Source organism: Streptomyces sp. NPDC006193, from assembly GCF_040613915.1.
In the GTDB taxonomy this organism is placed as follows: Bacteria; Actinomycetota; Actinomycetes; order Streptomycetales; family Streptomycetaceae; genus Streptomyces.
The window spans coordinates 129,774-153,440 of record NZ_JBEXTB010000013.1; the positions used below are offsets into that span (position 1 = coordinate 129,774).

The 23,667-nt window shown below is 74.1% G+C and carries 19 protein-coding genes and 1 pseudogene; 5 read left to right on the plus strand and 15 right to left on the minus strand.

Features of this window, described 5'->3' with window-relative positions; translation table 11 throughout:
• The first annotated feature begins 24 nt into the window (after positions 1-24).
• Positions 25-564, plus strand: coding sequence for a cysteine dioxygenase (locus ABZ261_RS15305; protein ID WP_356859211.1), 540 nt, complete (start codon positions 25-27; stop codon positions 562-564).
• Positions 561-1,004, plus strand: a complete 444-nt coding sequence (locus ABZ261_RS15310) for a rhodanese-like domain-containing protein (protein WP_356859213.1) — start codon at positions 561-563, stop codon at positions 1,002-1,004. Before ABZ261_RS15305 ends, ABZ261_RS15310 begins: the two co-directional genes overlap by 4 nt.
• Before the next feature lie 356 nt (positions 1,005-1,360).
• Here ABZ261_RS15310 and recX read toward each other — a convergent pair whose 3' ends face one another.
• The 4 genes from recX to ABZ261_RS15330 form a co-directional block, all read right to left on the minus strand.
• Positions 1,361-2,260, minus strand: a complete 900-nt coding sequence (gene recX, locus ABZ261_RS15315) for a recombination regulator RecX (RefSeq protein ID WP_356859215.1) — start codon at positions 2,258-2,260, stop codon at positions 1,361-1,363.
• Positions 2,261-2,263: 3 nt separating this feature from the next.
• The gene (gene recA / locus ABZ261_RS15320; RefSeq protein ID WP_356859217.1) at positions 2,264-3,394 is read right to left on the minus strand and encodes a recombinase RecA; all 1,131 of its coding nucleotides are present in this window, start codon (positions 3,392-3,394) and stop codon (positions 2,264-2,266) included.
• A 268-nt stretch (positions 3,395-3,662) separates the two neighbouring features.
• Positions 3,663-4,799, minus strand: coding sequence for an AI-2E family transporter (locus tag ABZ261_RS15325; protein ID WP_356859259.1), 1,137 nt, complete (start codon positions 4,797-4,799; stop codon positions 3,663-3,665).
• 265 nt (positions 4,800-5,064) lie between these two features.
• A complete protein-coding gene (locus tag ABZ261_RS15330; RefSeq protein ID WP_356859219.1) occupies positions 5,065-5,259 on the minus strand; it encodes a DUF3046 domain-containing protein in 195 nt (64 codons plus the stop codon).
• An 81-nt stretch (positions 5,260-5,340) separates the two neighbouring features.
• On the opposite strand from ABZ261_RS15330, the gene ABZ261_RS15335 reads away from it, so the two are divergent.
• A complete protein-coding gene (locus ABZ261_RS15335; RefSeq protein ID WP_356859221.1) occupies positions 5,341-6,285 on the plus strand; it encodes a hypothetical protein in 945 nt (314 codons plus the stop codon).
• A gap of 201 nt (positions 6,286-6,486) precedes the next feature.
• Here ABZ261_RS15335 and ABZ261_RS15340 read toward each other — a convergent pair whose 3' ends face one another.
• From ABZ261_RS15340 to ABZ261_RS15350, 3 genes and pseudogenes are all read right to left on the minus strand, one after another.
• Positions 6,487-6,795, minus strand: coding sequence for an AzlD domain-containing protein (locus tag ABZ261_RS15340; RefSeq protein WP_356859223.1), 309 nt, complete (start codon positions 6,793-6,795; stop codon positions 6,487-6,489).
• Positions 6,792-7,628 carry an AzlC family ABC transporter permease gene (locus ABZ261_RS15345; protein WP_356859225.1) on the minus strand — a complete coding sequence of 279 codons (837 nt, stop codon included), beginning with the start codon at positions 7,626-7,628 and terminating at the stop codon, positions 6,792-6,794. Before ABZ261_RS15345 ends, ABZ261_RS15340 begins: the two co-directional genes overlap by 4 nt.
• Positions 7,529-8,491 (minus strand): annotated as a pseudogene (locus ABZ261_RS15350) (AraC family transcriptional regulator); the annotation flags it as partial. The pseudogene ABZ261_RS15350 and the gene ABZ261_RS15345, both read right to left, overlap by 100 nt.
• A 314-nt stretch (positions 8,492-8,805) precedes the next feature.
• On the opposite strand from ABZ261_RS15350, the gene ABZ261_RS15355 reads away from it, so the two are divergent.
• Together ABZ261_RS15355 and ABZ261_RS15360 are read left to right on the plus strand one after the other, a co-directional pair.
• Positions 8,806-13,800 carry an ATP-dependent helicase gene (locus ABZ261_RS15355; protein ID WP_356859227.1) on the plus strand — a complete coding sequence of 1,665 codons (4,995 nt, stop codon included), beginning with the start codon at positions 8,806-8,808 and terminating at the stop codon, positions 13,798-13,800.
• Between the two features lie 78 nt (positions 13,801-13,878).
• A complete protein-coding gene (locus tag ABZ261_RS15360; protein ID WP_356859229.1) occupies positions 13,879-14,724 on the plus strand; it encodes a DNA-formamidopyrimidine glycosylase family protein in 846 nt (281 codons plus the stop codon).
• Between the two features lie 590 nt (positions 14,725-15,314).
• Here ABZ261_RS15360 and ABZ261_RS15365 read toward each other — a convergent pair.
• From ABZ261_RS15365 to ABZ261_RS15400, 8 genes are all read right to left on the minus strand, one after another.
• Entirely contained in the window at positions 15,315-15,593 is a 279-nt protein-coding gene (locus tag ABZ261_RS15365) for a hypothetical protein (RefSeq protein ID WP_356859231.1), read from the minus strand.
• A 136-nt stretch (positions 15,594-15,729) separates the two neighbouring features.
• Positions 15,730-16,200, minus strand: a complete 471-nt coding sequence (locus ABZ261_RS15370) for a DNA starvation/stationary phase protection protein (RefSeq protein WP_356859261.1) — start codon at positions 16,198-16,200, stop codon at positions 15,730-15,732.
• A gap of 194 nt (positions 16,201-16,394) precedes the next feature.
• Entirely contained in the window at positions 16,395-16,769 is a 375-nt protein-coding gene (locus tag ABZ261_RS15375; protein ID WP_356859233.1) for a helix-turn-helix transcriptional regulator, read from the minus strand.
• 109 nt (positions 16,770-16,878) lie between these two features.
• Positions 16,879-17,424 carry a CinA family protein gene (locus tag ABZ261_RS15380; protein ID WP_356859235.1) on the minus strand — a complete coding sequence of 182 codons (546 nt, stop codon included), beginning with the start codon at positions 17,422-17,424 and terminating at the stop codon, positions 16,879-16,881.
• Positions 17,421-18,191, minus strand: a complete 771-nt coding sequence (pgsA, locus tag ABZ261_RS15385) for a CDP-diacylglycerol--glycerol-3-phosphate 3-phosphatidyltransferase (protein WP_356859237.1) — start codon at positions 18,189-18,191, stop codon at positions 17,421-17,423. The genes ABZ261_RS15380 and pgsA overlap by 4 nt, the downstream gene beginning before the upstream one ends.
• Positions 18,188-19,660, minus strand: coding sequence for a 30S ribosomal protein S12 methylthiotransferase RimO (rimO, locus tag ABZ261_RS15390; protein ID WP_356859239.1), 1,473 nt, complete (start codon positions 19,658-19,660; stop codon positions 18,188-18,190). The genes pgsA and rimO overlap by 4 nt, the downstream gene beginning before the upstream one ends.
• A gap of 96 nt (positions 19,661-19,756) precedes the next feature.
• Positions 19,757-20,599, minus strand: a complete 843-nt coding sequence (locus ABZ261_RS15395; protein WP_356859241.1) for a RodZ domain-containing protein — start codon at positions 20,597-20,599, stop codon at positions 19,757-19,759.
• 280 nt (positions 20,600-20,879) lie between these two features.
• The gene (locus ABZ261_RS15400; RefSeq protein ID WP_356859243.1) at positions 20,880-23,642 is read right to left on the minus strand and encodes a DNA translocase FtsK; all 2,763 of its coding nucleotides are present in this window, start codon (positions 23,640-23,642) and stop codon (positions 20,880-20,882) included.
• Positions 23,643-23,667: the final 25 nt, after the last annotated feature.

Here is a 23,667-nt window from a genome sequence, read left to right on the forward strand (position 1 = left end):
CGCGAACCATCCAGGACGGTGCACGTGTCTGTCCCCTCCCCTTCCCTGTCCGCGCCTGCCGCCGCCGTGGCCGCGCCCACCCAGGCCGACCTCCTCGACTTCGTCCGGCGCACGGCCGCCGACGCCGAACTGATCGCCTCCCTGCCGCTCGACCCGGAGGGCCGCACCTGGGTGCGGCTGGACGGGCCCGGCGGCAGCGAGGCCTGGCTGATCGGCTGGCCGCCCGGCACCGGCACGGGCTGGCACGACCACGCCGACTCGATCGGCGCCTTCCTCACCGCTTCGGGCGAGCTGACGGAGCACTCCCTCGCCGCCCGGCTGCCCACCGACGGCTGGAAGACCCTGGAGCTCACCGAGGGCGTGGACCGCACCCGGCGGCTGTCCGCGGGGCAGGGCCGCGCCTTCGGCCGCCACCACGTGCACGAAGTACTCAACGAGTCCCGTGACCGGCATGCGATCTCCGTCCACGCCTACTACCCGCCGCTGCCCCACATCCGGCGCTACAGCCGCACGGGCCCTGTGCTCCGCCTGGAGCAGGTCGAACGCCCGGAGGACTGGCAGTGACCGGCCCGGGCGGGCAGCCGGCCCGGGCGCGCGGGGGCGAACGGCCCCTGGGCATCGACGAGCTCCTGGAGCACGTGCGGTCGGGCTACCGGCGCATCCAGCCACGCGAGGCGCACGAGGCAGCGCAGGCCGGTGAGGCGCTGCTGGTCGACATCCGGTACGCGGCCCTGCGCGAGCGGGACGGGCTCATCCCCGGAGCGGTGGTCGTCGAGCGGAACGAACTGGAGTGGCGCCTCGATCCGCAGGGCAGCCACCGCCTACCCGAGGCCACCGGGCACGATCTGCGTGTCGTCGTGGTCTGCAACGAGGGCTACGCCTCCAGCCTCGCCGTCGCGTCCCTGCACCAGCTGGGTCTGCACCGGGCGACGGACCTGGTGGGCGGATTCCAGGCGTGGCGCGCGGAGGGGTTGCCGGTACGGCCGGCGAAGCCCGGGCCGTAGCGCACTGCCGCCGAGTCGGCAGCGGGCGGCGAGGGAACGGCGAGGGCGGTCCCGCTGCCGAGTGAGGCAGCCAGGAGCCGGAAGGACATCACCTCACCCGGCGGTGGGGCGCCCGGGCCGGGCGAAGCGGCGCGATCGTGCTCGCACGTTCGGCCACCGGCATGGCCAGCGTGTCGACGACGGCGATGGTCGTGGGCCAGGAGTGGTTCATGGCCCAGGTGGCCGGCCTCGGCCTCGGTGTGCGGCGGCCCGGCGTCCGTGGCGGGGGTTGCCCCCCCGCGCCGGTCGCACCGCGCGGCCGGCCCGCGCAGCGCGCCGAAGGCCCGTGCCGGCCGTGCGCTTCACGGCCGTGCGCTTCAGAAGTCCCCGTCCTCCAGGAACTCGGTGTCCTCGCCCTCCTCCTCCAGGGCCTGGCGGACGACGCGGAGGGCCATGCCCTCGGGGTAGCCCTTGCGGGCGAGCATGCCGGCGAGGCGGCGGAGCCGTTTGTCGCGGTCGAGGCCGCGCGTGGCGCGCAGCTTGCGGGCGACGAGTTCGCGGGCGGTCGCCTCCTCCTGCTCGGAGTCGAGCTGGGCGACGGCCTCGTCGATCAGTGCCGAGTCGACGCCCTTGGTGCGCAGTTCCCGGGCGAGGGCGCGCCGGGCGAGTCCCCGGCCGTGGTGCCGGGACTCCACCCAGGCGTCCGCGAAGGCACCGTCGTCGATCAGTCCGACCTCCTCGAACCGGGACAGCACCTCGTCGGCCACGTCGTCGGGGATCTCCCGCTTGCGCAGGGCGTCCGCGAGCTGCTTGCGGGTGCGGGGGGTCCCGGTGAGCAGGCGCAGGCAGATCGCCCGGGCCCGCTCAGCCGGGTCCCCCGAGGACTCCCCCCGCTCGGCCCTCGACGAGGCAGGGGCGTCTGCGTCCTCACCGGGCGCGTCGCCGGCACCGCGCCGCCGCCGGCCCCGCCCCCGGCCGCCGCGCCGCGGGCCGCCGGTGCTCCCGGACCCATGGCCGGGCGAGCCGCCCCCGAAGGTCCCCCCGTCCGCGGCTTCCGGGTGTGCGCCGTCGTCACGGCCGTGTCCGCGGGTTCCACCGGCCGCGTCGTGTCCGCCGTACTCCTCGCGCGGGCGGCCCTCGCCGTACTCGCCGTATCCGTCGTGCCGGTGTCCGTCGTCATCGTCCACGGCGGAGTGCGGACGGTCTCCGGCGCCCCTCCCCCGCGGGGCGCCGGGGGAGACGTACTCGTACTCGGCCCAGTCGGTTCGCCGTGTCACGGGTCAGCTCTTGGCTGCGGCGGCCTTGGGCTTGGTGGCCTTGGCGGCTGCCGCGGCGGACACCGGCTTGGCGGCGTCGTCGGCCGCCCCGGCGGTGACCGTCGCGTCCGCGCCCGGCTCCGCGGCGGGCTCCTCCGGGCGGACCCCCACGCCCAGCTTCTCCTTGATCTTGCGCTCGATCTCGTTGGCCAGGTCCGGGTTGTCCTTGAGGAAGTTGCGCGCGTTCTCCTTGCCCTGGCCGAGCTGGTCGCCCTCGTACGTGTACCAGGCGCCGGCCTTGCGGACGAAGCCGTGCTCCACGCCCATGTCGATCAGACCGCCCTCCCGGCTGATGCCCTGGCCGTAGAGGATGTCGAACTCGGCCTGCTTGAAGGGCGGCGCGACCTTGTTCTTGACGACCTTGCAGCGGGTGCGGTTGCCGACCGCCTCGGTGCCGTCCTTCAGGGTCTCGATGCGGCGGATGTCGATGCGCACCGAGGCGTAGAACTTGAGCGCCCGGCCACCGGTCGTGGTCTCCGGGGAGCCGAACATCACGCCGATCTTCTCGCGCAGCTGGTTGATGAAGATCGCGGTGGTCTTGGACTGGTTGAGCGCGCTGGTGATCTTACGGAGCGCCTGGCTCATCAGACGGGCCTGCAGACCGACGTGGCTGTCGCCCATCTCGCCCTCGATCTCCGCACGCGGGACGAGCGCGGCGACGGAGTCGATGACGATGAGGTCGAGGGCGCCGGAGCGGACCAGCATGTCCACGATCTCCAGGGCCTGCTCGCCGTTGTCCGGCTGGGACAGGATCAGGTTGTCGATGTCGACGCCGAGCTTGCGCGCGTACTCGGGGTCGAGGGCGTGCTCGGCGTCCACGAAGGCGACCTGGCCGCCGGCCTTCTGCGCGTTCGCCACGGCGTGCAGGGTGAGGGTCGTCTTGCCGGAGGACTCCGGTCCGTAGATCTCCACGACACGGCCGCGCGGCAGGCCGCCGACGCCGAGGGCGACGTCGAGAGCGGTCGACCCGGTCGGGATCACCTCGATGGGCTCCTTCGACCGCTCGCCCATGCGCATGACCGCGCCCTTGCCGAATTGCCGTTCAATCTGCGCGAGCGCGGCGTCGAGCGCCTTCTCGCGGTCGGTTCCTGCCATGGGTTCCACCCGATTTGCTTGAGTCGATCGCTTCACGTCAAAGACGCTAACGCCTGCCACTGACAATGCGCCCCGACGCAGGACCAGCCTGTGGATAACCGAGGTACATCTCCCCGCGAAACGGGACGAAGCACCCAGTCGATGGCCTCGCCTGAGCCCTCATAAGAATAGATGTTCGATTTTGGTGTCAAGCGCGCCACGCGGCGCGCGCCGCGGCGCGGACGGGTCCCCGGCGCCGAGGCGGCCGGGACGGACCGAGGTCCGCGGACTACGCCCGCTCCTCCCCGTCGGGGCGAGGGGCCCACAGCCCCCGCAGGCGCTGGAACGTGCCGGGGCCGCCCGGCCCCCTGCGGCGGTGCCCGTGCACCCGCGGGTCGTCCGTGACCGCGTACCGCTTCACGTACGCCCCGAGGAACGCCTGCAGCGTGGCCACCGCGGGGATGGCGATCAGCGCGCCGACGGCGCCGAGCAGGGCCGTGCCCGCGATCACCGAGCCGAAGGCGACCGCCGGGTGGATGTCGACCGTCCTGGCGGTCAGCTTGGGCTGGAGCATGTAGTTCTCGAACTGCTGGTAGACCACGACGAAGACCAGCACCCACACCGCGTACCAGGGGTCGACGGCGAACGCGATCAGCATCGGCAGCGCGCCCGCGAGGTACGTCCCGATGGTGGGGATGAACTGCGAGACCAGGCCCACCCACACACCGAGCACGGGTGCGTACGGCACGCTCAGCGCCTGCAGCAGGACGTAGTGCGCGATCCCCGAGATGAGTGCCATCAGTCCGCGCGAGTAGAGATAGCCGCCCGTCTTGTCGACGGCGATCTCCCAGGCGCGCAGCACCTCGGCCTGGCGTGCGGGCGGCAGGACGGAGCACAGGGCGCGGCGCAGCCGGGGGCCGTCCGCGGCGAAGTAGAACGAGAACAGCCCGACCGTCAGCGTCTGGAAGAGGCCGCCGAGCACCTGGGCGGACACGTCGAGGACGCCGGCCGCGCTGTTCTGCGCGTATTTGCGCAGCCAGTCGGAGTGGAGGAGGCCCTCCTGGATGTCCACCCGCTTCAGCTCCGTGTGGAAGCTCTCGTTGATCCAGTTGATCAGCGAGTCGAGGTAGTTCGGAAAGCCCTCGATCATCTTGATGATCTGGCCGGCCAGCATGGACCCGAGCAGGGTGACGAACCCGGCGGCGACGACGGTCAGCCCGAGGAAGACGAGGAACGTCGCGAGACCCCTGCGCATGCCGCGGGCCGCCATCCGGCTCACGGCCGGCTCGATCGCCAGCGCCAGGAAGAACGCGATCAGGATGTTGATCAGGAGTCCGGTCAGCTGGTGGAAGGCCCAGCTGCCCAGCTGGAACGCGGCGATCAACGCGAGCGCGAGCACCATGGCACGCGGCAGCCAGCGCGGCATCCGGCCGCCCGGAGCGACGGCGCCGGAGACCGGCGGCCGGGCGGGCGGGATCGCCGCCGCCGTCGGTGAGTGCCGGGCGGCCGGCTCGCCGCCGCCGGTCGGGGGTGCCAGGGGATCCTCGTCAGTGGGTGCCACGCGCCTTAGTCTCGCCCACGCCGCCGACAGCCCGCACCCACCCGGGATCTGTGTGGCGGTCCGGTGCCGTGCCGCCGACCGCGCCGTCGTCTCGCGCACCGGTGGGCGAGGCGTCGTGCCGCCCGGTGCGTCAGCGCTTCTCGCCGGGCACGTCCATGACCGTGCACACCACGCGCCACACGTCCTTGGCCTCCCAGCCGGCGTCCAGCGCCTCGTTCACCGTGCGTCCGCCGAGTTCGGACATGACGTGGTCGCGCGCGAAGGTGTCGGCGTACCCCGGACCGAAGTATTCCGCCATCCGCTGCCAGAAGACCGTCAACCGCATGACTCCAGTATCCCGCCCCTGGGGGTACGCCCTGCCCGGGAAGCGCTCTGCCGGGCCGCTTCGCGTCCTACGGTCTGACACATGGCCGACACAGGAGCTTCCCCACCCCCTTCCACGCCCCCGGCGCGCTCCCCGCTCCTGCGCGCCGAGCGGTTCGTGTGGCTCACGGCGCGCGTCCTGGAGCAGCGTCTGTTCGCGTACCACTTCCTGCACGGCGCCCCCGAAGCGGTCGAGACGGCACTGGACGCCTACCGCAACGAGGACGGCGGCTACGGGCACGCGCTGGAGCCCGACCTGCGCGGACCGGTGAGCCAGCCCCTGCACACCGCGCACGCGCTGCGCGTGCTGGACGCGGTCGGGCGGTGCGGCGGCCGGCGGGTGGAGCACGTGTGCCGCTACCTGACCTCCGTCTCCACCGCCGAGGGCGCGCTGCCGGCGATCCACCCCAGCCAGCGCGGGTATCCGGCCGCGCCGTTCGTCCCGGTCGTGGACGACCCGCCCAGCGATCTGCTGGCCACGGGACCGGTCGTCGGGCTGCTGCACCGCAACGAGGTGTGGCACGCCTGGCTGTTCCGGGCCACCGACTTCTGCTGGCAGGCCGTGGAGTCGCTGGAACGGTCCCACCCCTACGAGGTGCAGGCCGCCGTGACCTTCCTGGACTCCGTTCCGGACCGCCCGCGCGCGGAAGCGGCCGCCGCGCGGCTGGGCCGCCTGGTGCGGGAACAGCGGCTCGCGGCGCTGGACCCCGAGCGGCTCGAGGCGTTCCCCGTCGCCCCCGGCTACGCCCCGCGCGAGCACCACTTCCCGCACGACTTCGCGCGCACCCCGGACTCGCTCGCGCGCGCGTGGTTCACGGACGACGAGATGACGCGCGCACTGGACCACCTGGCCGCCGAGCAGCAGGAGGACGGCGGCTGGCCTCTCCGGTGGCGCCGGTGGGCCCCGGCCCCCGCGCTGGAGGCACGCTCCGTGGTGACCATCGAGGCGCTGCGCACACTGAGGGCGTACGGCCGCACCGAGGACTGACCCGGTGGCGTTTCACGGGCTGACCCGGCGTGCCGTGGGCTGGTCCGCTCGGGGTGCACGGGCTGACCCGGTCCCGCTGTCCGAGCCGGCCCTGTTCCGTGGGTCCGGGGCCGGTCCCCGCCGGGTCCTTCCGTGGGCCGCGCCCACCGCGCGGGCGCCCACGGGCCGCACGGGCCGCGAGGGCCGCAGGGGCCGCCCGCCTCACCCGCCGAGGGCCCGTACGCCCGCCGTCACCCCCACGGCCACCGCGACGACCAGGAGGAACGGTGCGCGCAGGAGCAGCGCGACGGCAGCCGCGCCGAGCCCCGCGACCCTCGCGTCCAGTGCCAGCGCGTGCCCGTCGGCGAACGTCTGCTGGGCCGTGAGCGCCGCGAGGAGGGCGACGGGCAGCAGGGCGGCGAGCCGTCGCACGAAAGGCCGCTCGATGACGCCTGCGGGCACGAGCAGCCCGGCGAGCTTCACGGCGTAGCAGCCGAGTGCGGTGGCGCCGATCGCGATCCAGGTGTTCACCGGCCGCCCTCTCCTCCGTGCGCCGCGCCCGGTCCCTCCGGGCCGTCCGGCGCGTCCCTGTCGTCCGGTCCCTCCGGGCCGGCCGGCACGTCCGTGCCGCCCGGTGCGTGCTGCCCGGCCCGGCCACCGCGGCGGCCCTCGGCGATCAGTGCGAGGGGCGCCGCCAGCGCCGCAACCAGCACCGGCACACCGGCCGGCAGGACGGGCAGCAGGGCGAGGCCCAGCACGACCGCCAGGCCGGCGACCGCGCGCTCGGTGGCCGTCGTGAGCATGGGCGCGAGCAGGGCCAGGAACACGGCGGGCCCGGCGGCGTCCAGGCCCCAGGCGCGTGTGTCCCCGATCGCCCCGGCCCCCAGCGCGCCGAGCAGCGTGGTCAGGTTCCACAACAGGTACAGACTGAGCCCGGTGACGGTGAAACCGATCCGGGCGGCCCGCCGGGTCGGCTGCGTCAGGGTGACGGCGGTGGTCTCGTCGATCACCCACTGGGCGGCGAACGGCCGTACCGCTCGCGGGAGGGCCAGCACCTGCGACAGGCGCAGCCCGTAGAAGGCGTTGCGCACGCCCAGGAAGAACGCTCCGGCGGCGGCCGTGAACGGGCTGCCCCCGGCGGCGAGGGCTCCCACCAGGGCGAACTGCGAGGCGCCCGTGAAGACCAGGAGGCTGAGCGCGCAGGTCTGCAGGAGTCCGAGTCCGCTGCCGGCCGAGGTCACCCCGAAGGCGAATCCCGACAGGCCGACGGCGACGCCGACCCCCAGTGCGTCGCGTACGACGGCCGCGTCCGGTTTCCCCACGCCGTCGCCGGCCAGGTCCGCCGGTGCTGTCTGCTGTGCCACGCCTCGGACGGTACGGGCGCCCGTCAGTCCCGGTCTTGTACGTTCTTGCGCTCGCGCCGGTACGCGCCCGGGGGCACGCCGACGATGCGGGCGAAGTGCCGGTTCAGGTGGGGCTGGTCGGTGAAACCGACGGCGACCGCCGCCTCCGCCGGGGAGGTCCCGGCGTCCAGCAGCAGCCGCGCGCGGCGCACGCGTGCGTCCGTCAGCCAGGTGTGCGGCGGCATGCCGTAGGCGTCGCGGAACGCCCGCAGCAGCGCGAACGGGCCGGTCCCGAGGTCCGCGGCCAGCCGTTCCAGGGTCGGTGGCTCGGTCATCCGTTCTTCCAGCACCGCACGCGCGCGGGCCGCGATCCGCGCGCCGGCGGTGCGGGTCCGCCGCTGGGGCAGCGGGCCCCCGTTCAGGCGCAGCAGTCTGGTCACGGCGACGCGCAGGAGTGTGTCGGCGGTCAGCGCGTCGCCCTCCTCGGCGGCGCGCAGCACCTGGTGGACGAGGCGGACGGTGCGGGGGTCGTCCAGGACGGGGCTGACGAAACCCGGGGCGCCCCGCAGGGTCGTGGTCTCCGCGGCGATCGCGGCGACCACCTCGGGCGACGGGTAGAGCGCGCCGTACCGCCAGCCCTCGGGCACGCCGGCCCGGCCGGTGTGCGGGGTGTCCGGGTTGACCAGGGCGAGGGCGCCCGCGCCGGCGGAGACGTCGGAACCGCGGTGGTGGAAGACCTCGACGCCGCCGGCTATGGCGGCGATCACGAAGTTCTCGTGGGTGTGCCGGACGAAGGTCTTGCGGATGTAGCGGGCCCGCAGCAGGTCGACGCCGGGAAGCTCCGGGTACCGCCAGTGCCGTGCCTGCTCCGCTGAACCCGCCATGCCTCCATTGTCCGCCCTGCCCGCCACCGCCACCGGTCCGCACCGCCCCGCACCACCCGGCACCGCCCCGCATCACCCGGCACCGCCGCGCACCGCCCCGCCCGCTCGAACGCCCGCCGGCCGGGCAGGGGCCGGGGCCTGCGCCGCCGCAGACCGCTCCGCGCCACCGCAGACCGCTCTGCGCCGCCGGAGGCCGCACCGCGTCACCGGGCCGGACCGCGCGGCACCGGCCGGACCGCGTCGCCGTGCCCCGCCCTGCCCGCCCGTTCCCGCAGGTCAGGCCGAATGTCAGTGGGCGGGTGCAGGATGGACGCATGGTCAGCTCCGCACACCGAGCCCTGGACGGCTTCTCACCCGCGACCCGCGGCTGGTTCACGGGGGCGTTCTCCGCGCCCACCGCGGCCCAGGCGGGCGCGTGGCAGGCCCTCCGGCAGGGCTCGGACGTGCTGGTGGTCGCCCCGACCGGCTCGGGCAAGACGCTGGCCGCGTTCCTCGCCGCCCTGGACCAGCTCGCCTCGGCCCCGCCCCCCGCCGACCCGAAGAAGCGCTGCCGGGTGCTGTACGTGTCACCGCTGAAAGCCCTGGCGGTCGACGTCGAACGCAACCTGCGCAGCCCGCTGACCGGCATCCGCCAGGAGTCGGTGCGCCTGGGTCTGCCCGAGCCCGAGGTCAGGGTCGGCATCCGCTCCGGTGACACCCCGGCCGCCGAGCGCCGCGCGCTGTCCACGCGCCCGCCGGACATCCTGATCACCACGCCCGAGTCGCTGTTCCTGATGCTGACGTCGGCCACGCGCGACGCGCTGGCGGGCGTCGAGACGGTGATCCTGGACGAGGTGCATGCGGTCGCGGGCACCAAGCGGGGCGCGCACCTGGCGCTCTCGCTGGAGCGGCTGGACGAGCTGCTGCCGAGGCCCGCCCGCAGGATCGGTCTGTCGGCGACCGTGCGCCCGGTGGACGAGGTGGCCCGCTATCTGTCGCCGCGCCGCAAGGTGGAGATCGTTCAGCCGGAGTCCGGCAAGGAGTTCGACCTGTCCGTGGTCGTCCCGGTCGAGGACATGGGCGAACTGGGCGGCGCCCCGGCGGCCGACGCGGCCGAGGGCGGGGAGCGCCCGTCGATCTGGCCGCACGTGGAGGAGCGGATCGCCGACCTGGTCCAGTCGCACCGGTCCACGATCGTCTTCGCCAACTCGCGGCGGCTCGCGGAGCGGCTGTGCAACCGGCTCAACGAGATCGCCTACGAGCGGGCGACCGGCGAGACGCTGGACGAACACCACTCCCCCGCCGAGCTGATGGGCGGCTCGGGCGCGGCGCAGGGCGCGCCCCCGGTGATCGCCCGCGCCCACCACGGCTCGGTCTCCAAGGAGCAGCGCGCCCTGGTGGAGGAGGACCTCAAGGCGGGCCGGCTGCCCGCGGTGGTCGCGACCTCCAGCCTGGAACTCGGCATCGACATGGGGGCCGTGGACCTGGTCGTGCAGGTCGAGTCGCCGCCCTCGGTCGCCTCGGGACTCCAGCGCGTGGGGCGCGCAGGACACCAGGTCGGCGCCGTCTCCACCGGTGTCGTCTTCCCGAAGTACCGGGGCGACCTGGTCCAGGCGGCCGTGGTCACCGAGCGGATGCGCTCGGGCGCCATCGAGTCCCTGAAGGTGCCCGCCAACCCGCTGGACGTGCTCGCGCAGCAGCTGGTCGCCATGACGGCGCTGGACACGTGGCAGTTCGACGACCTGCTCGCCGTGGTCCGCCGCGCGGCCCCGTTCGCCGCGCTCCCCGAGTCGGCGTTCACGGCGGTCCTGGACATGCTGGCGGGCCGCTACCCGTCCGACGCGTTCGCGGAGCTGCGCCCGCGCGTGGTGTGGGACCGCGTGACCGGCATGATCAGCGGCCGCCCGGGCGCCCAGCGCCTCGCCGTCACCTCGGGCGGCACGATCCCGGACCGCGGCCTGTTCGGGGTCTTCCTCGCCGGTTCCGATCCCAAGAAGGGCGGCGGCCGGGTCGGTGAGCTGGACGAGGAGATGGTCTACGAGTCCCGGGTCGGCGACGTCTTCACGCTGGGCACCAGCTCCTGGCGGATCGAGGACATCACCCGCGACCGCGTCCTGGTCTCGCCCGCACCCGGCGTGCCGGGCCGGCTGCCCTTCTGGAAGGGCGACCAGCTGGGCCGCCCGCTGGAACTGGGCCGCGCGGTGGGCGCGTTCCTGCGCGAGGTCGGCTCGCTGCCCGCGGACGACGCCCGGCTGCGTCTGCTGGCGGCGGGCCTGGACGCGTGGGCGGCGGAGAACGTGCTGTCGTACCTGCGGGAGCAGCGCGAGGCCTGCGGCCACATCCCGGACGACCGCACCATCGTCGTCGAGCGGTTCCGCGACGAGCTGGGCGACTGGCGGGTCGTCGTGCACTCCCCCTTCGGCGCCCAGGTCCACGCCCCGTGGGCCCTCGCCCTCGGCGCCCGCCTGTCCGAGCGGTACGGCATGGACGCGCAGGTCATGCACGCCGACGACGGCATCGTGCTGCGCCTGCCCGACGGCGATCTGATGGGATTGGACCTCCTCGACCAGGAGCCGGTGAAGGCGGGCGCCGAGTACGACAGCGAGCAGGCCCCGGTCGGCGCGGCGGACGTCGCCTTCGACAAGGGGGAGGTCGACCAGATCGTCACCGACCAGGTCGGCGGCTCGGCGCTGTTCGCCGCCCGGTTCCGCGAGTGCGCGGCCCGCGCCCTGCTGCTGCCGCGCCGCAACCCCGGCAAGCGCACCCCGCTGTGGCAGCAGCGCCAGCGGGCGGCCCAGCTGCTCCAGGTGGCCAGCGAGTTCGGTTCGTTCCCGATCGTCCTGGAGGCGGTCCGCGAATGCCTCCAGGACGTCTTCGACGTCCCCGGTCTGGTCGAGCTGATGGGCGACATCGAATCCCGCAGGGTGCGCCTGGTCGAGGTCACCACCCCGGAACCGTCCCCGTTCGCCCGCTCCCTGCTCTTCGGGTACGTCGCCCAGTTCCTGTACGAGGGCGACTCCCCGCTGGCCGAGCGCCGTGCCGCCGCGCTGTCCCTGGACTCCCGGCTGCTGGCCGAGCTGCTGGGCCAGGCGGAGCTGCGCGAACTGCTCGACGCGGAGGTGCTGACCGAGCTGGAGCGCGAGCTGCAGTGGCTCACCGAGGACCGCCGGGTGAAGGACGTGGAGGGCGTCGCCGACGTCCTGCGGCTGCTCGGCCCGCTGACCGACGCCGAGCTGGTGGCGCGGGGTGCGGACCCGCAGTGGGCGCGGGAGCTGGCCGGGGCCCGCCGGGCCGTCAGGGTGCGCATCGCGGGCGCCGACCACTGGGCGGCCGTCGAGGACGCCGGCCGGCTGCGCGACGCCCTCGGCACCGCCCTGCCGGTCGGTGTCCCCGAGGCCTTCACGGAGCCGGTGAAAGACCCCCTGGGCGACCTCCTCGCGCGTTTCGCCCGCACGCACGGCCCGTTCACGTCGGCCACGGCGGCGGCCCGGTTCGGCCTCGGCGTCGCGGTCACCGAGGGCGCCCTGCACCGCCTCGCCGCGAACGGCCGGGTGGTGCAGGGCGAGTTCCACCCGGCGGGCATCGGACAGGAGTGGTGCGACGCGGCCGTGCTGCGCCGTCTGCGCCGCCGCTCCCTGGCGGCCCTGCGGCACGAACTGGAGCCCGTTCCGCCGGCCGCGCTCGCCCAGTTCCTGCCGCAGTGGCAGCACATCGGCAAGGGCCACGGGCTGCGGGGCGTCGACGGGCTGGTGCGCGCCGTCGAGCAGCTGCAGGGCGCCTCCGTGCCCGCCTCGGCGCTGGAGAAGCTGGTCCTGCCGTCCCGGGTCGCCGGGTACACGCCCTCGATGCTGGACGAGCTGACCGCGGCGGGCGAGGTGGTGTGGGCCGGTGCGGGCGCCCTGCCCGGCAAGGACGGCTGGGTCTCCCTCTACCTGGCCGACGCGGCCCCGCTGCTGCTCCCGCCGGCGCACCCGCTGGAGCTGACCCCGCTCCACCGGTCCGTCCTCGACGCCCTCTCCGGCGGGTACGGCCTGTTCTTCCGGCAGATCGCCGACCAGGTCCGCGCCACCACGCACCCCGACGCCACCGAACCGCAACTGGCCGACGCGCTCTGGGACCTGGCGTGGTCGGGCCGGCTCACCAACGACACCCTGGCGCCGATGCGCGCCCTGCTGGGTTCCGGGCGCACGGCGGGCTCGACCGCGCACCGCGCCAAGCGCGCCGTCCCGCGCGGCCGTTACGGCTCCCTGACGGCCGCGGCCCGCACCGCCTCCCGCACCGGCCCGCCGACCGTCGCCGGCCGCTGGTCGCTGCTGCCCGCGGCCGAGCCGGACGCGACGGTGCGCGCGCACGCGCTGGCCCGCACGCTTCTCGACCGGCACGGTGTGGTCACCCGCGGCGCGGTCGCGGCCGAGGGCGTCGAGGGCGGTTTCTCGGCGGTGTACCGGGTGCTGTCCGCGTTCGAGGACAGCGGCCAGGCCCGGCGCGGCTACGTGGTCGAGGGACTGGGCGCCGCCCAGTTCGCGATGGACGGCGCGGTCGACCGCCTGCGCGCGGTGGCGAACGCCCGTGAGCGGTCCGAGGGCCTGCCCGCCCCGGCCGGGCCGAACGGCTTCGCCGAGCCGTTCCCGCCTCACCCGTTCGACGGAGCCGCGGGTACGCCGCACGGCCACACGTCCCCCGCCGCCTTCGACGGGGCCGACGGCGGTTTCACCCACCCCGGCCCGGACGGCGACGTCCTCCGGCCGCCGGAGGACCTCCCCGGTGCCGAAGGCGCCCCGGACCCGTCCCACGACCCGGCCGCCCCCTTCGACTCCCCCGGATACGGGGGACCCCGCGGCGGCGGCCCCCACGCGCCCTCCGCCTACGGCCCGCCCGGCCGCGGTCCGGGCGCGTACCGGAGCTACGGCAACGGCCGCACGGGCGCCGCGGCGCCCGACCCCCGAGCCGTGGTCCTCGCCGCGGCCGATCCCGCGAACGCCTACGGCGCTGCCCTCCCCTGGCCGGAGCCGCCGACCGGAGCCGGGCACAAGCCGGGGCGCAAGGCTGGATCGCTGGTCGTGCTGGTCGACGGCGAGCTGACGCTGTACATGGAGCGCGGCGGCAAGACACTGCTGGCCTGGCCCACGGGTCCGGACACCGACGCCCCGGACGACCCCCGCCTCCGTACGGCCGCCGAGGCGCTGGCCGCGGCGGCCCGCGCGGGCTCGCTCGGCACGGTCACCGTCGAGCGCATCAACGGCGCCCAGGCCCTGACCTCTCCCGCGGGCGCCCTGCTGGAAGCGGCCGGCTTCGTGGCCACGCCACGCGGCCTGCGCCTGAGAGCCTGACCGCCGCCCCGGCCGCCGCCCTGCCCGGCTCCGCACGACCGCCGGAATGCGCCCGCCTCACCGTGGCACTCTTGACGCATGCCCGAAGGTGACACGGTGTGGCAGGCCGCGCGACGGCTGCACGAGGCCCTCGCGGGCAAGGCGCTGACCCGCAGCGACTTCCGGGTGCCGAAGTACGCGACGGTGGACCTCGCCGGCCGCGGGGTGCTGAACACCGTCGCGCGCGGCAAGCACCTGCTGACCCGGTTCGAGGGCGGCCTGAGCCTGCACACGCATCTGCGCATGGAGGGGGCGTGGAAGGTGTTCGCCGCGGGTGAGCGCTGGCGCGGCGGGCCGGGGCACCAGATCCGGGCCGTCCTGTACACCGCCGACCGCACGGCCGTCGGGTACCGCCTGCAGGTGCTGGAGCTGCTGCGCACGGCCGAGGAGGAGCGGGTCGTCGGGCATCTCGGCCCCGACCTGCTGGGCCCGGACTGGGATCCCGAGCGCGCCCTGGCCAACGTCCTCGCCGACCCCTCCCGCGAGCTCGGCGAGGCGCTGCTCGACCAGCGCAATCTGGCCGGCATCGGCAATGTCTACAAGAGCGAGCTGTGCTTCCTCCTCGGCGTGACCCCGTGGCTGCCGGTCGGCGCGCTCCCCGCGGACCGCGCCGAGAAGCTGCCCGGCCTGGCCAAGCGGCTCCTGGAGGCGAATCGCGACCGCCCGGTACGGCAGACCACGGGCCTGCACCGGTACGACCTGTTCGTCTACGGCCGCGCGTCCCGCCCGTGCCTGCGCTGCCGCACCCCTGTCCGGGTGGCCGACCAGGGCGACGGCTCACAGGAACGCCCCACCTACTGGTGCCCCACCTGCCAGACGGGCCCGGTCCCCGCGCCGGGCGCACCCCAGCGCTGGCGGGAGAAGTACCCCCGCCGCACCGGCTGATCGCCCACCGACCCGCGCGCCCCCTGCACCACCCGTGCGCCGCCCCGTACGGCCGCCCGGCCGCGGGCCCCGGGCGGGCAGCCCCGCACGCGCTCGGCGCCCGTGCCGACGACGGGTCCGCCGAGACACGCACCGCCCGCAGCCCCGAGCCGCAGGCGGCTCCGGACCCGCGGTGCCGGCTTCCGAGCCCACTGGCCCGCCCTGCGGTCGGCCCCGGCACCGAACCCGGCGCGGCGGCCGCCACCGTGCGCCCGCCATCGGAAGCACCGCCGCTCCCCGTGCGCCGCAGCTCCGTCCGCCGACGCCCCACGCCCAGCGCACCCCGACCGCGCCCCCGGACGCTCCCACCCGCCCAGCACACCCCCGGCCACGCTTCCCGGGTGCCCCCATGCCCCCGCACCCCGCCCCAGCCACAACCACCGCACAGTGTCACCGCATGGCACCGAACAGCGCCACCGCACAGCGGCGCGCGCCCCATCCACCGAGCTCCCCCGCCACCGCGCTCCATGCGGCCGTGCCCCCGCACACCGCACCCCGAACAATCACTGCACCGACGCTCCGCCGGCACCCGCGCTCCCCCGCATCGGCGCTCACGGCAGGTCGGACGCGTCTCCCGGGCGGGAACGCGGCGGGGCCCCGGCGGTGTCCGCTGTCCGCCAGGCGGCCGTCCAGCGTCCCGCCGGCACGGCGCCGGTCGCGTCCTTCCTGGGGACACAGTGCACGGGCAGCAGGCTCAGTCCCCATCCGCCGGCCACGACGGCCCCTTCGAGCACCCCGCTGTGCTCCCCCGTGGCGAGCCGCAGGGCGGCCCACCACCAGGCCGCCCCGAGCGCGAGCGCGACCCCCCGGCGCACTATCCGCCCCACCATGCCCGCCACCACCTCCAGCCGGACGCTAGACCGTCGCCTGCCCCGTTCGGGAGGCGCACCACGGGCTCACGGGTGCAACGCCGGACCACCCGGCCCCGGGCCACCGGCCCCGGCGCACCCCCTACGCGTCCTCCCCCTACGCGTTCTCCGCCTGGAACATCCAGTGGTGCTTCTCCAGATCCGCGGTGATACCGATGAAGATGTCCTGGGACACCGGGTCCGCCTCCGCGGTCGCGTTCACGCGCTCGCGCATCCTGGTGATCACCGCGCCCAGCGCGTGCACCATCGCCCCGACCGCGTCCGTGTCCTTGATCCATCCCGCCGGCATGGTCCCTATGCCGCTGCCGGAGGCCACCGTGGCGGCACGGCCGTCGGGCGCGACGCCCAGCGCGGACGCCCGTTCGGCCACCGTGTCCGAGTGGGTGCGGGCGGAGTCGACCACCTCGTCGAGCTGGAGGTGGACGGAGCGGAAGCGGGGCCCGACGATGTTCCAGTGGACCTGCTTGGCGGCCAGGGAGAGGTCCAGCAGGTCGACGAGCGCGCCTTGCAGCGCTTCGTGGACGGTCTTCGCATCCGCGTCGGCCAGCGGGCTCTTCACGACGTACATGGCTTCCTCCGGTGCTGCGGCGCCGTCACGTCCCTCCACCATGACCGCACCGGTCCACCCCGGCAAACGCACACCACTGGAGCATCGGAACCACCCGTACGGGCACGGCGAAAGCCCCGGCCGGCCCCAGGGGACACCTGGAGGCCGGCCGGGGCTTCACTCGTACGGGGGTGGCTAGGCCGTGCGCGCGAACGTCACGCGGCGACCACGTCCACCGCCTCCGCGGGCGCCTTGATGGTCACCCGTTCCGGAGGCACACCGGTCACCGACACGGAACCCAGCATCGGTCGGACCGGCGTGCGCACGGGCTCGGTGGCCGTGGCGGACTGGGCCAGCTCGGCGAGCGCCAGTTCGTCGCTCACTTCCCGCATGAGTTCCGACATCCGTACGTCCAGCGCGTCGCAGATGGCGGCGAGCAGTTCGGAGGAAGCCTCCTTCTGCCCCCGCTCCACCTCGGAGAGATAGCCGAGCGAGACTCGGGCGGACGAGGAGACTTCGCGCAGAGTACGGCCCTGGCGTTGGCGCTGCCGACGCAGCACGTCACCCAGCAGGCGACGGAGCAGAATCATCGGTGGCTCCCTCCTCGGACCGCGTAGCCGCATCCTTCTCGCCCCACCGTACCGCCTCGCGCCGCGGCCGTGCGGGGAGCGATGTCGTGTTCACTCAGGGCTGCAAACATCAAAACCCCCCGTTCCGTTCCGTATCCTGTGCCCGCTCATTCCCAGTCTGTTCGCCCGCCAGCTGCTCCAGGAGCACTGCGAGTACGCTCCGTACACTCTCCATACGAATTTCCGTACGGCTGCCGTTCAACCGCAGACCCTCGACTTTTCCGCCACCGGCAGAACCGGCCCGCCCGGTGACGGGCCCGTCGACGGCCACGAACACCGTGCCGACGGGTTGGCCGTCCTGCGGGTCGGGACCGGCGACTCCGGTGGTCGCGATGCCCCAGTCGGCGCCCAGCACCTTGCGGACCCCGGCCGCCATCTGGCCCGCGACCTGCGGATCCACCGCTCCGCGTTGAGCCAGCAGCGGGGCCTCGACACCCAGCAGCCGGTGCTTCAGCTCGGTGGCGTAGGCAGTGACGGAGCCCCGGAACACCTTCGACGCCCCGGGCACCGCCGTGATCTCCGCCGCCACCAGACCACCGGTCAGCGACTCGGCGACGGCGAGGGTCTCGCCCCTCACTGTCAGTAGTCGCACCAGTTCGGTGGCCGCGGAACTCACGCTTCCATCTCCTCCAACGCCGCCGCGCGCTCGGCCATTCCCCGCCGGCGCAGCACAATGGCCTGTCTTACGTAGTCGAGGCCGGTGGCGACCGTGAGGACGACCGCCACGGCCATCACCCAGAACCTCAGGGTGGCCAGCCACCCCGTCAGCGCCAGGACGTACATCCCGACGGCGATGCCCTGGGTGAGCGTCTTCAGTTTGCCGCCCCGGCTCGCGGGGATCACGCCGTAGCGGATGACCAGGAAACGCAGCAGCGTGATGCCGAGTTCCCGGCCGAGGATGACGGCCGTCACCCACCACGGAAGATCGCCCAGGCCGGACAGGCAGATGAGCGCCGCTCCCATGATCGCCTTGTCGGCGATCGGGTCGGCGATCTTCCCGAAGTCGGTGACCAGGTTGTACGTGCGCGCCAGATGCCCGTCGAACAGGTCGGTGATCATGGCGATGGCGAAGGCCGCCCACGCCAGCGAGCGCCAGGCCGGGTCGTATCCGCCGCCCGCCAGCATCAGCGCCACGAATGCGGGCACCAGGACCAGCCGGAGCATGGTCAGCAGATTGGCGACGTTCCAGACGCTCGCCTGGTTGACGGCCGCAGCCGCGATCTTCCCGCCGCGCGGCGGCTTGCCGCCGCTCTCGGGAGCCGTGGCCGGACCTGGAGCTGAACCGGAGACCTCGGACGCAACGCCGTCGGCAGCGGCGGCCGAGCCACCGGCGCCCGGGGCGCCGGAGGAGCCGCCCGCGGCGGATGCCGGGACTCCGGTCATCTGCCCGCCTCCTCACTACACGCGAGCGGGCCGGCCAGCGGCTCGGCCACCAGGTCGACGCCTTCCGTGCCGACCACCTTCGCCTCGACCATACGTCCGACCCGCAGGCCCTCGCCGCTCGTGAGCAGCACCTGGCCGTCGGTCTCCGGCGCCTGGTGCGCGGCACGGCCGTGCACGCCCTCCTCCTCGTCCACGGACTCGACCAGGACGTGCACGGTCTCGCCGACGCGTTCCTCGGCGCGCTGGGAGACGAGTTCCTCGGCGAGCCGGGAGATGTGCGCCAGCCGCTCGGCGACGACGTCCTCGTCCAGCTTGTTGTCGTACGTCGCCGCTTCGGTGCCTTCCTCGTCGGAGTAGCCGAAGACGCCGATGGCGTCCAGCCGGGCGCCGTTCAGGAAGCGCTCCAGCTCGGCCAGGTCGGACTCGGTCTCACCGGGGAAGCCGACGATGAAGTTGGAGCGAACGCCGGCCTCGGGGGCCTTGGCGCGGATCGTGTCGAGCAGTTCCAGGAAGCGGTCCGTGTCGCCGAAGCGGCGCATGGAGCGCAGCACGTCGGGCGCGGAGTGCTGGAACGACAGGTCGAAGTAGGGCGCGACCTTCGGGGTGGAGGTCAGGACGTCGATCAGGGTGGGGCGCATCTCGGCGGGCTGCAGGTAGCTCACCCGCACCCGCTCGATGCCGTCGACCTCGGCGAGTTCCGGCAGCAGGGCCTCCAGCAGGCGGATGTCGCCGAGGTCCTTGCCGTAGGAGGTGTTGTTCTCGGAGACCAGCATGATCTCCTTCACGCCCTGCTCGGCCAGCCAGCGGGTCTCGTTGAGGACGTCCGCGGGGCGGCGGGAGATGAAGGAGCCGCGGAAGGAGGGGATGGCGCAGAACGAGCAGCGCCGGTCGCAGCCCGAGGCGAGCTTGACGGAGGCGACCGGGGAGCCGTCCAGCCGGCGGCGCAGGGGCGCACGGGGGCCGGAGGCGGGCGCGACGCCCTCCGGGAGGTCGGCGGGGCCGTGGCCGGGCAGCGCCACCGCCGCGGCGGATTCCTGTCGCTGGGCCGGGCTGATCGGCAGCAGCTTGCGCCGGTCGCGCGGGGTGTGCGAGGCGTGGATGCCGCCGGACAGGATGGTCTGCAGGCGGTCGGAGATGTCCGCGTAGTCGTCGAAGCCGAGCACGCCGTCGGCCTCCGGCAGGGCCTCGGCCAGTTCCTTGCCGTACCGCTCGGCCATGCAGCCCACCGCCACGACGGCCTGGGTTCTGCCGTGGTTCTTGAGGTCGTTGGCCTCCAGCAGGGCGTCGACGGAGTCCTTCTTCGCGGCCTCCACGAAACCGCAGGTGTTGACCACGGCGACGTCGGCGTCCGCGGCGTCCTCGACGAGCTGCCAGCCGTCCGCCTCCAAACGGCCTGCGAGCTCCTCGGAGTCCACCTCGTTACGGGCGCAGCCGAGAGTGACGAGTGCGACGGTGCGGCGTTCAGGCATGGGCTCAAGACTACTTCGTCCCACTGACCGCCCACGTCGACGGGGTCCGCGCCCGTCCCTCCCGGCCCGCTGCGCCCACGGTCCGCGGACGGCCGGTCAGCCCGCCACGGGGTCGCCCTTGGTGTAGGTCAGGCGCTCCACCGAGCCGGGCTTGAAGGTGTCCTCGATCTTCTTGCCGTTGACGTACAGCTCGATCGCGCCCGCGTCGCCGAGGATCAGATTGATCTTTGAGTTGTCCTGGAAGGTCTTCGACTGGCCCTGCTTCAGCAGCCCGTCGAAGAGCATGCGGCCGTTGTGGTCCTTGGCCGAGATCCAGCTGCGTCCGCCGACCGCGCTGACCTGGACGGTGACCTTGTCCTGCGGGGCGGCGGCGATGGCGCTGTCGGAGGGCTCGGCGGTCGGCTCGGCGGGCTTCTCCTTCTTCGGCGTGGCCGAGACCGCGGGCTTGCCGGCGGTCGGCGTGGCGCCGTCGGCGGCCTGCGCGGTGGCGTCGCCGTCGTCGCCGCCCTTGAACGCGGTGAACCCGACGAAGCCGATCACGACGACGATCGCGGCGACCATGGCGGCGGTCCAGTTGGGCCCGCGCCGCTCGGGCCGGATGCGCTCCGCCTCGAACAGAGGTGCGGCGGGGGTGGGCGCCGGACGGCCGCCGTGCTCGGCGTCGTACCGGGCGATCAGGGGTTCGGGATCGAGGTGGACGGCCCGGGCCAGCGTGCGGATGTGACCCCGGGCGTACACGTCGCCCCCGCAGGGGGCGAAGTCGTCCGCCTCGATGGCGTGCACGATGGCGATACGGACACGAGTGGCACGGCTGACGTCGTCCACGGTGAGCCCGGCCGCGATCCGCGCCTGCTGCAGGGCGCGGCCCACGGAGGAGCGGGCCTCCTGGGACTCGTCTCGGAACGGACGCTCGTCTTCAGGGGAGTTGCCGATGGACACGGGGGCGCCTTTCGAGCGTGTAGCCACCTGTGCTGGAAGCTCAGTCTAGGGAGGGTACGAAAGGGTGGGGCAACCGGGCGGTGAAACTTTGCACACCAACGGAACGGCCGGACAATCCGATGGTTTGACAGGCAGGTACCCCAGAATGCCGGGCCTACCTGTCCTTTCGCTCAACTGGACGTACGGTGCGGGGAAACGGTTGCCCGCCGCTCTCTAACGGGTGGATCACGACGGGAACCGCCACCCGGCGTAACCCGGGTCCGCCGGACGGCCCTTCCCGCTACCCTGCCGAGTCTCCCCGGATCATGGCGAGCACACCGTCCAGCTCGTCGGGTTTCACGAGAACGTCACGTGCCTTGGATCCCTCGCTCGGCCCCACGATGTTGCGGGACTCCATCAGGTCCATCAGCCGCCCGGCCTTGGCGAAGCCGACGCGCAGCTTGCGCTGGAGCATGGAGGTCGACCCGAACTGGGTGGAGACGACCAGCTCGGCCGCCTGGCACAGCAGGTCGAGGTCGTCGCCGATGTCCTCGTCGATCTCCTTCTTCTGCTTGCCGCCGACCGTGACGTCGTCGCGGAAGACCGGCGCCATCTGCTCCTTGCAGTGCCGGACGACGGCCGCGACCTCCGCCTCGGTGACGAACGCCCCCTGCATCCGGGTGGGCTTGCTGGCGCCCATCGGCAGGAACAGGCCGTCGCCCTTGCCGATCAGCTTCTCGGCGCCCGGCTGGTCGAGGATGACGCGGGAGTCGGCCAGCGAGGAGGTGGCGAAGGCCAGCCGGGAGGGCACGTTGGCCTTGATCAGACCGGTGACCACGTCCACCGAGGGGCGCTGGGTGGCGAGCACCAGGTGGATGCCGGCCGCGCGCGCGAGCTGGGTGATGCGCACGATGGCGTCCTCGACGTCCCGTGGGGCGACCATCATCAGGTCGGCCAGCTCGTCCACGATCACCAGCAGGTACGGGTAGGGCTGCAGTTCCCGCTCGCTGCCCTCGGGGGCGGTGACCCTGCCCTCGCGGACCGCGCGGTTGAAGTCGTCGATGTGCCGGAAGCCGTACGCGGCGAGGTCGTCGTAGCGCATGTCCATCTCGCGCACGACCCACTGCAGCGCCTCGGCGGCCCGCTTGGGGTTGGTGATGATCGGCGTGATGAGGTGCGGGATGCCCTCGTAGGCGGTCAGCTCCACGCGCTTGGGGTCGACCAGGATCATCCGGACGTCCTCCGGGGTCGCCCGCATCATGATCGAGGTGATCAGGCAGTTGATGCAGGACGACTTGCCGGAGCCGGTGGCGCCCGCGACCAGCATGTGCGGCATCTTCGCCAGCGAGTGCATCACGTACCCGCCCTCGACGTCCTTGCCGAAGGCGACCAGCATCGGGTCGTCGTCCTCCGCGGACTCCGCCAGGCGCAGGACGTCGCCGAGGTTGACCATCTCCCGGTCGGTGTTGGGGATCTCGATGCCCACCGCCGACTTGCCGGGGATCGGGCTGATGATCCGCACGTCCGGGCTGGCCACCGCGTACGCGATGTTCTTGGTCAGCGCCGTGATGCGCTCGACCTTCACGGCGGGGCCGAGCTCGATCTCGTAGCGGGTGACCGTCGGGCCGCGGGTGAAGCCGGTGACGCGCGCGTCGACCTTGAACTCCGTGAAGACCTGGGTGAGGGAGGCGACGACCGCGTCGTTGGCGGCGCTGCGCGCCTTGCCGGGGCCGCCGCGCGTGAGCAGGTCCAGGGGGGGCAGCGCGTACGTGATGTCGCCGGAGAGCTGGAGCTGCTCCGCGCGCGCGGGCAGCTCCCGCGGCACCTCGGGGGCCTTCTTGGTGAGGTCCGGGACGGACCCGGTCGTGGCCTCCTCCTGCCGGGGGCGGGCCGCCGGGGCCGGCACCGGCGCGGGGGCGTGCGCCGGAGCGGACGCGGGCGCGGGCGTCGGCACGGGCACCACGGGGGTGTCCTCGCGCTCGCCCGCGCCGACCCCCTGCGTCAGGTCGGCGACGGTCGGGGACGGCGGCATGCCGTGCAGGACAGCGCCGTCGAGCGCGGCTGCGGCGGCCGCGGCGACGTCCACGGCGTCCAGCTCACGCTGCAGGTCCGGCTGGGGCGCCGCGGAGCGCCTGGGGCGCCCGCGACGCCGGGTCAGGGCCTCCTCCTCGGCGGCGCCGGGGTCGTACGCCGCCGGCGCGCCGGCGCGCCGGCGCGGACGCGCGGGCGGCGCCTCACGCCACCGGTCGTCGTAGTGCCCGGCGTCCTCGGCGTACTCCTCGTCCTCGGGGTCGGGCAGCAGCCCCAGGTGGACGCCGAGCGTCCGCAGCCGCTGCGGGACGGCGTTGACCGGGGTCGCGGTCACCACGAGCAGGCCGAAGACCGTCAGCAGCACCAGCAGCGGTACGGCGAGCACCTCGGTCATGGTGTACGTCAGCGGGGTGGCCGCCGCCCAGCCGATCAGGCCGCCGGCGTCCCTGATGCCCTGCATGCCGTCGCTGCGCGCGGGCGCGCCGCAGGCGATGTGCACCTGGCCGAGCACGCCGACGACGAGGGCGGACAGGCCGATCACGATCCGTCCGTTGGCCTCCGGCTGCTCCGGGTGCCGGATGAGCCGCACGGCGATCACCGCGAGCAGTATCGGCGCCAGCAGGTCGAGCCGGCCGAAGGCGCCGGTCACCAGGATCTCGACCAGGTCGCCGACCGGACCCCGCAGATCGGCCCAGGTGCCGGCGGCGACGATCAGCGCAATGCCGAGCAGCAGCAGCGCGACGCCGTCCTTGCGATGCGCCGGGTCGAGGTTCTTCGCGCCCTGCCCTATGCCGCGGAAGACGGCGCCGACGGCGTGCGCGAGACCGAGCCAGAGGGCGCGCACGAGCCGGTAGACGCCCCCCGTCGGGCTGGGCGCCGGCCGCGGCGGCGCGGACTTCCTCGCCGGGGCCTTCCGGGCGGGCGCCTTCCTGGCCGGGGCCTTCTTCGCGGCGGCCTTCCTCGCCGCGGCCTTCACGGGAGCTGCCGCCTTCTTCGCGGGCTGCTTCTTGGCTGCGGAGGGACGTGAGGCCATGGGTGTGAGGTTACCGGGGGAGACG

Excerpts from the sequence above, each read along its gene's own strand:
- ABZ261_RS15335 (WP_356859221.1), top strand. The coding sequence starts at position 5,341 with ATGGCCGACACAGGAGCTTCCCCACCCCCTTCCACGCCCCCGGCGCGC.
- rimO (WP_356859239.1), bottom strand. The coding sequence starts at position 19,660 with ATGCCTGAACGCCGCACCGTCGCACTCGTCACTCTCGGCTGCGCCCGT.
- ABZ261_RS15325 (WP_356859259.1), bottom strand. The coding sequence starts at position 4,799 with ATGCCGCGCTGGCTGCCGCGTGCCATGGTGCTCGCGCTCGCGTTGATC.
- pgsA (WP_356859237.1), bottom strand. The coding sequence starts at position 18,191 with ATGACCGGAGTCCCGGCATCCGCCGCGGGCGGCTCCTCCGGCGCCCCG.
- ABZ261_RS15360 (WP_356859229.1), top strand. The coding sequence starts at position 13,879 with ATGCCCGAAGGTGACACGGTGTGGCAGGCCGCGCGACGGCTGCACGAG.
- ABZ261_RS15400 (WP_356859243.1), bottom strand. The coding sequence starts at position 23,642 with ATGGCCTCACGTCCCTCCGCAGCCAAGAAGCAGCCCGCGAAGAAGGCG.
- ABZ261_RS15375 (WP_356859233.1), bottom strand. The coding sequence starts at position 16,769 with ATGATTCTGCTCCGTCGCCTGCTGGGTGACGTGCTGCGTCGGCAGCGC.
- ABZ261_RS15355 (WP_356859227.1), top strand. The coding sequence starts at position 8,806 with ATGGTCAGCTCCGCACACCGAGCCCTGGACGGCTTCTCACCCGCGACC.
- ABZ261_RS15365 (WP_356859231.1), bottom strand. The coding sequence starts at position 15,593 with ATGGTGGGGCGGATAGTGCGCCGGGGGGTCGCGCTCGCGCTCGGGGCG.
- ABZ261_RS15330 (WP_356859219.1), bottom strand. The coding sequence starts at position 5,259 with ATGCGGTTGACGGTCTTCTGGCAGCGGATGGCGGAATACTTCGGTCCG.
- ABZ261_RS15370 (WP_356859261.1), bottom strand. The coding sequence starts at position 16,200 with ATGTACGTCGTGAAGAGCCCGCTGGCCGACGCGGATGCGAAGACCGTC.
- recA (WP_356859217.1), bottom strand. The coding sequence starts at position 3,394 with ATGGCAGGAACCGACCGCGAGAAGGCGCTCGACGCCGCGCTCGCGCAG.